Annotated in this window: 6 protein-coding genes; 5 read left to right on the forward strand and 1 reads right to left on the reverse strand. The window is 35.2% G+C overall.

Features of this window, described 5'->3' with window-relative positions; translation table 11 throughout:
- Nucleotides 1-154: 154 nt before the first annotated feature.
- Nucleotides 155-1,465, forward strand: a complete 1,311-nt coding sequence (locus CK510_RS24525) for an O-antigen ligase family protein (RefSeq protein ID WP_095724168.1) — start codon at nucleotides 155-157, stop codon at nucleotides 1,463-1,465.
- Nucleotides 1,466-1,824: 359 nt separating this feature from the next.
- On the opposite strand, the gene CK510_RS34455 is transcribed toward CK510_RS24525, so the two are convergent.
- On the reverse strand, nucleotides 1,825-1,932 hold the full coding sequence (locus CK510_RS34455) for a DUF4351 domain-containing protein (RefSeq protein ID WP_095724169.1): 108 nt from the start codon (nucleotides 1,930-1,932) through the stop codon (nucleotides 1,825-1,827).
- Nucleotides 1,933-2,192: 260 nt separating this feature from the next.
- Between CK510_RS34455 and CK510_RS24535 the strand changes: the two genes are divergently transcribed.
- The 4 genes from CK510_RS24535 to CK510_RS24550 all read left to right on the forward strand — a co-directional run.
- The gene (locus CK510_RS24535; protein WP_095724170.1) at nucleotides 2,193-3,116 is read left to right on the forward strand and encodes a bestrophin family protein; all 924 of its coding nucleotides are present in this window, start codon (nucleotides 2,193-2,195) and stop codon (nucleotides 3,114-3,116) included.
- 5 nt (nucleotides 3,117-3,121) lie between these two features.
- Entirely contained in the window at nucleotides 3,122-3,559 is a 438-nt protein-coding gene (locus tag CK510_RS24540; protein ID WP_095724171.1) for a glutathione binding-like protein, read from the forward strand.
- Between the two features lie 440 nt (nucleotides 3,560-3,999).
- Nucleotides 4,000-5,220 carry an ABC transporter substrate-binding protein gene (locus tag CK510_RS24545; protein WP_095724172.1) on the forward strand — a complete coding sequence of 407 codons (1,221 nt, stop codon included), beginning with the start codon at nucleotides 4,000-4,002 and terminating at the stop codon, nucleotides 5,218-5,220.
- A 90-nt stretch (nucleotides 5,221-5,310) separates the two neighbouring features.
- A partial coding sequence (locus tag CK510_RS24550; protein ID WP_095724173.1) for a branched-chain amino acid ABC transporter permease occupies nucleotides 5,311-6,198 on the forward strand: 888 nt, incomplete at its 3' end.

Raw genomic sequence — 6,198 nt, forward strand, 5'->3', positions numbered from 1 at the left:
CCCACCCCTACAATTGTGGAGAATTTATTTTTTGGTGTTCCCTTAATGGTTAATGATTGTTTGGAACTAAAATCTGGTAACAAACAACAAATAGTCAAGAACCAATGCCCAATCCCTAATCCCCTATTCCCGATTCCCCATTCCCAACAAATTAATGATTAAAAAGAAAATACCTAGTTTTCAACCCCATCCAAACTCTAAACTACAACTACCTTGGAATGCGCTACAAGTAGGAACACTGATTTTCCCCCTAATGCCAGCTTTTGGGGCAGTTAGCATTGGCTTTGCCATACTGGTAACATTGGCATTTGACTACAAAACAATTATTCATCGTCCCCGAAATTGGGGATTTGGAATTTTTAGCCTATTACTTATAATTACAACAGCCCTAGCTCATGACAAAATATCAGCACTAGAGGGTCTATTTAACTTTTTACCTTATATATTATTATTTTGCGCTTCAGATGCCCTAATTCAAACACCAGGGCAATTACGTCATTTAGCCAGGATATTAGTAATTACTTCCATACCAGTGGTAATTATTGGACTCGGACAAATGTTCCTTGGTTGGACAACACCCGAAACCTGGCAGAATATTTTTGGTTGGGTGATCGCACCAGGAGGAAATCCACCTGGACGCATGGCTTCTTCGTTTATGTATGCGAATACACTCGCTGGTTACTTAATAATTACCTTCATTCTCGCTTTTGGTTTGTGGTTAGAAGAATTCGGCAAAAAGGGAAAAAGGCAACTATCTATTTCTCAACCTCTTATTTTACTTTCCCTTGCAGTAATTCTCAACTTTGTCGGGTTAATTTTGACAAACTCCCGAAATGCCTGGGCGATCGCAATTTTTGTTGCGATCGTATATGCTGCATATCAGGGTTGGTACATTCTTGTTGCAGGTGTTGCCAGCATAGCCACCACAATAATTTTAGCCGCATTTGCACCCAAACCAATAGCCGAGATATTTCGCAAAGTCGTTCCCACTTTCTTTTGGGCACGTCTCAACGACCAAATGTTTCCCGATAGACCAATTGCACTGATGCGAAAAACCCAATGGGATTTTGCTTGGAATATGGCACAGCAACGTCCTTTCACAGGTTGGGGACTGCGAAACTTTACACTATTGTATCAAGAAAAAATGCATATTTGGTTGGGACATCCCCACAATTTCTTTTTGATGTTATCAGCCGAAACTGGAATCCCCACAACAATTTTATTTATTAGTTTAATTACTTGGATATTAATAGCAGGATTGCAATTATTACGAAGTCCTCAATCCCTAGAAAAACAAGATAGATTGATATTTTTTAGCTATTTATTAGTAATTATTGCCTGGGTACTATTTAATACAGCCGATGTCAGCCTCTTTGATTTGCGTCTAAATGCCCTGTCTTGGTTGTTATTAGGTGCTGTTTCTGGGGTAATATACCGATGCGATCGCCTCCAAAAATTAACTTAACCAACAAGTTAAAAGTCTTTGAAATAATACTCAGTGTTCAATTTCCACTTTTCCGTACATCTACTGCTGTCGTCAGATTTTATTGTTAATAAAATTGCTAATAGTCACGTCTATGACTGTGAGTGTGGCTAACTAAAAATTAGTCACTGTTGCTGATTGTTGGGAAGGTGTAGGTATTCCCCTATTTGGGGTTTTCCTGCATGACGGGCATCTTTAAAAAGGTGCCCTTCTTTATTTTTAAGTAATTTTTAAAGTAAATATTTTAGTAAATATTGTAGGTTGGGTGAAGACGCAGGAGAAACTGTAAACTAAATTAATAATCTCCAATGCGTCGTAACCCAACATTTTACAATGATTACTTAACTACTTGTATTTTGCTCAAGCCAAGCAAACAAATCTGAAACATTTGAAAAACTCAAAAATTCCTCTCCCAAAGCTTCTAACTGTTCCGTAGTAGGGAGGTGCATGAGAAATATTTGTAGCGAATTGATAAATATATATTTGCACCGTAACCCAACATTTTATTTAATATTTGAAGAGTTAATTTTAAGTGTTGAGTTATGTATTTCGTTGTTTAAATAATTTCTATTTTTCTCATATCATACGTTGGGTTACGCAAAGTCTTCACCCAACCTAAGGGAGATTGCTAATTTCAAAAAAGGGATAATTGGAGATAAAAAATGAGATACTTGAGAAATTGAATCAGCAAAGTGTACTAACGAAAATCATGACAGCCAAAAAAGCCAATTGGTTTAAAATAGCATTCCAACTAAAAGGTTCTGTACTCGCAGCAATCTATAAACGGGTTTTCCTATGTGGATTATTTAGTGTTTTGATTTCTATAATGTACCACTTTAAACTACCTGTCTCCCAACCAATTTTAGGTACTGTAATTCCTAGTATTGTATTAGGCTTACTACTCGTTTTCCGTACAAATACAGCATACGATCGCTTTTGGGAAGGGAGAAAAAGTTGGGGTTCCATCGTGAATAATACCCGGAACTTAGCTAGACAGATTTGGGTATCGATTAATGAGATTGAACCTGAAGATAGAAATGATAAAATTAGTGCTTTATATTTATTAGTCGCATTTGCGATCGCAACTAAACAGCATTTACGTGATGAGACTATAAATGGCGAATTAGAAGTATTAATGCCATCTTCTAAATATAATCAGTTGACAATGATGAATCATCCACCGCTAGAGGTAGCATTTTGGATTAGTGACTATTTACAACATCAGTACAACCGTAAGTGCATCAATAGCCATCAGTTATCAGGAATGCAGGAATTATTGAATAATTTAGTCGATAATTTAGGTGCTTGCGAGCGGATTTTAAAAACACCAATACCACTTGCATATGCAATTCATCTTAAACAATTGCTATTAATTTACTGTTTGTTATTACCATTTCAGATGGTGCAAAGTTTAGGCTGGTTGACTTGTTTTGTTACTGGTTTAATTAGTTTTACTCTGTTTGGAATTGAAGCAATTGGATTAGAAATTGAAAATCCTTTTGGGTACGATGAAAATGATTTACCATTGAATGCAATTTGTCAGACAATGAAGCAGAATATTGATGATTTGATTAGTTTAAAGCCCAGTGTGAATGAGTATAAAGCTGATTTTATTGCTGAAGAATTAATTTAAAAATTATGCTGACTTCAGGTATTACTGTGTTTGAATCTGGAGCAATTCTGATGTATTTAGCCGAAAAAGCAGGGAAATTATTACCCCAAGAACAACAAGCTAAATATCAAGTAATTGAATGGTTGATGTTCCAAATGGCAAGTGTGGGACCTATGTTTGGACAACTCAACCACTTTAGCAAATTTGCTCCAGAAAAAATTTCCTACGCAATCGAACGTTATAAAAAAGAGACTCTGTATTTGTATGGAGTATTGGACAAACAACTGGCAAACAACGAATATATTTGTGGGGAATATTCAATAGCTGACATTGCTACATATCCTTGGGTTGCCATTTACGCATTTCAGGATTTAACTTTAGATAATCATTCAAATCTTAAGCATTGGGTAGAGACAATGCAACAACGTCCATCTGTACAGAAAGGAATGAAAGTGCCTGAATAGCAATAGAAAAAGGGATTTCCTATTTTCTTTTAGTACTTGTATATATTAATAATTGTAAAAATAGCGACCGAAAAAGCGCTTTATATTTAAAAAAATCTATACTCAGAGATTAGACAACATCTCTGGGTAGTTTTTTGTAATATACCGACCGTATCAAGCTCTGCTTATCGCATAATTTTTAAGCAATACTACGCTACAAATTTTAGCTAGGGGTTGAAGTGAACGCATGATTAAAGTAAATTGATATCCAAAATACTTGGATATGTTGGCATGGCATGGTCAAATGTAAATGATTAGGTTATGCTGCGTCAGTAAATTTGCACTATTGAGGAATCGAGTGCATATCTAACGCTGAATTACCCCTAATTATTTACAGAGTCTGTATAGCTTGTTTGTACAATATCTAAAATTAACTTCAAATTAACTTGATTGTTCTAGAAATGAAAAAAAACATTACTCAAAAAACCTTATTATTTGTATTTTTGGCAGCTATATTAACAGCTTGTGGTGGTACTGATACTAGTCAAAATTCTGGAAGTAATACTACAAACAATAATACCACATCGGGTGTAATACCTATAGGAATTGCCCTTTCGCAAACAGGAAATGCAGCATTACTTGGTCAAGACGGTATTAATGCAATTAAAATTGCTGAGAAATATTTTAATGATAAAGGTGGTGTAAACGGAACTCCCATCAAACTTATTATTGAAGATGCTGGTGGAGAAGAACAAACTGCAATCAATGCATTTCAAACATTAATAAATAAAAATAAAGTCGTCGGTATAATTGGTCCCACTTTATCACAGCAAGCATTTAGTGCAGACCCCATTGCTGAACGTGCTAAAGTACCTGTTATTGCAGCATCAAATACCGCTAAAGGTATTCCTGAATTGGGAAATTATATAGCAAGAGTTTCAGCTCCTATTGTTAGCGTTGCACCGAATGCAGTCAAAGCAGCAATCAAGCAGAATCCCAATATTAAAAAAGTTGCTGTTTTTTATGCACAAAATGACGCTTTTAATAAGACAGAAACAGAGATTTTTCAAAAAACTGTTAAAGATTTAGGTTTAGAAGTTGTCACTGTGCAAAAGTTTCAAACTACAGATACAGATTTTCAAAGCCAAGCCACAAATGCCATCAATTTAAAGCCAGATTTGGCAATTGTATCTGGATTAGCAGCAGATGGGGGTAACTTAGTTCGGCAGTTACGAGAATTGGGTTATAAAGGTGTAATTGTTGGTGGTAATGGTTTGAATACTTCTAATGTATTCAAAGTTTGTAAAGCTCTATGTGATGGTGTTATCATTGCCCAAGCATATAGTCCTGAACATCCGAACGAAATCAATAAAATATTTCGTCAAACTTACGTAAGTAAATACAAAAACGAACCACCTCAATTTAGTGGACAAGCTTTTACCGCAGTTCAAGTGTATGTGGAAGCTTTGCAAGCTTTAGATAAAAAGACAAAAGTTAGCAGTTTACCACTTCCACAATTACGAACTGAACTAAACAAGCAAATATTAGCAGGAAAGTACGATACACCAGTTGGAGAGATATCATTTACTCCCGTAGGTGAAGTTATACAAAAAGACTTTTATGTTGCTCAAATAAAAATAGAAAAGGATGCTAGTGCTGGTAAATTTGTATTTATTAAGTAATTGGCTTAATGGTTAATTATTGATAATTAGTAGTTAATTACTAATTAATCACTAATTACCGATCTTAATACTCTACTTCCTAATCTCATAATGACTTTTACGCTATTTTTACAACAATTACTCAATGGGTTATCAATTGGCAGCACATACGCAATTTTTGCTTTAGGATATACCCTAGTTTACTCAATTCTCGGAATCATTAATTTATCACATGGTGCTGTTTTTACTTTAGGAGCATATTGTACTTATGCATTAATGGGAGGTGCATTTGGCTTTAGTGGAGTACTGGCAAACGCATCTTTACCTTTTAGTTTGCCCTTTATTTTCGCTTTAATTACAAGTAGTATTTTAGCTGGATTAATTGGTGTAGTGATAGAAAGGGTTGCATTTTTACCATTAAGAAGTAAAGGTTCCGATCCTCTACTTACCGTTGTATCAAGTTTGGGAGTAGCACAAATTATCGTAAACTTAATTCAATATTTAGTTGGAGCAGAAAATTACACCTTTCCAGCAAATACTTATGGGGATTTACCACCTGCGATTAACTTTGGTACTGCTGAAAATCCGATTACAATTCGTACCGTACAAATCATAATTTTTGTAGTTTCAGTGATAATTGTGGCAATTTTAACCTACTTTATTAATCGTACTAAATATGGCAAAGCAATGCAAGCGATCGCAGAAGACCCAATCACTTCTAGCTTACTAGGAATAAATAGCGATCGCATTATTATTTTCACGTTTTTTATCAGTAGCTTCCTAGCAGGAATAGCAGGGACATTACTCGCTTCTAGTGTTAGTATTGCTGGACCTTATTTTGGTATTGTTTTTGGATTACGAGGTTTAGCTGTAATTGTTTTAGGCGGTTTGGGTAGTATTCCTGGTGCTGTTTTAGGAGGATTTTTAATTGGCATAATTAAAGCGAAAATAAAGGGCAAACTAAAAGGTAAAGATGCGTTTGCCAGTACTCCACTAAAG

The organism is Brunnivagina elsteri CCALA 953 (genome assembly GCF_002289455.1).
Lineage (GTDB): Bacteria > Cyanobacteriota > Cyanobacteriia > Cyanobacteriales > Nostocaceae > Brunnivagina > Brunnivagina elsteri.

Coding starts and splice junctions, on each gene's coding strand:
- CK510_RS24525 (WP_095724168.1), top strand. CDS start 155: ATGATTAAAAAGAAAATACCTAGTTTTCAACCCCATCCAAACTCTAAA.
- CK510_RS34455 (WP_095724169.1), bottom strand. CDS start 1,932: ATGCACCTCCCTACTACGGAACAGTTAGAAGCTTTGGGAGAGGAATTT.
- CK510_RS24535 (WP_095724170.1), top strand. CDS start 2,193: ATGACAGCCAAAAAAGCCAATTGGTTTAAAATAGCATTCCAACTAAAA.
- CK510_RS24540 (WP_095724171.1), top strand. CDS start 3,122: ATGCTGACTTCAGGTATTACTGTGTTTGAATCTGGAGCAATTCTGATG.
- CK510_RS24545 (WP_095724172.1), top strand. CDS start 4,000: ATGAAAAAAAACATTACTCAAAAAACCTTATTATTTGTATTTTTGGCA.